This window comes from Corynebacterium sp. HMSC071B10 (genome assembly GCF_001814825.1).
Classification (GTDB): domain Bacteria; phylum Actinomycetota; class Actinomycetes; order Mycobacteriales; family Mycobacteriaceae; genus Corynebacterium.
Genome location: NZ_KV817949.1, coordinates 1 through 519, shown reverse-complemented (window position 1 = coordinate 519; position 519 = coordinate 1). Strand labels below are relative to the sequence as shown.

General features: G+C 62.4%; 1 protein-coding gene. It reads right to left on the bottom strand.

Features of this window, described 5'->3' with window-relative positions:
- A partial coding sequence (locus tag HMPREF2990_RS01165; RefSeq protein WP_141757742.1) for a hypothetical protein occupies nucleotides 1-200 on the bottom strand: 200 nt, incomplete at its 3' end.
- Nucleotides 201-519: the final 319 nt, after the last annotated feature.

Sequence of the window (519 nt, the reverse complement as noted above, 5' to 3'; positions counted from 1 at the left end):
CCCGCCTTGAGCATCATCGAGATGAGCTGCATGAAGAAGAAAAACAGGCCGGTCGCAGCCAGGTCCAGGGCTCCGGCGTTGGAGATCGCCCAGGCGGCCATGCCGACAGCGCCGCAGGCGAGCAGGGTGCCCAGCACCGTCCAGGCGTGGTTCTCGGGGCCGCCGCGGTCGAGCTTGATGTTGATGTTCTGGTCGGACATGGTCCTCACTCCTTCGTCTCGTCCAGCTTCGCGGGGCCGGAGATGATCTTGATGGCGTCGTTCGGCACGGGAGCGACGCTCTGCTGTGCCTCACCCGCCGTAGAGGAGGCCGACAAGCTGCTTCGCCATGTCCGCGGCGTCCGCCGCGATGAAAATCTCGTCATCGGTATCCAGAATCAACGCCACGGTCTCTTAGACCTCCGACCCCGACCGCCGGTTCCCGGCGGCGCCCCTGCCAACGCTTTTCACACTTTCTGGTGCCCTCCAAGACGAAAAGTCAGTTGCCGAAGAAATCTCTCTGTGAAATCTCTCTGTGAAA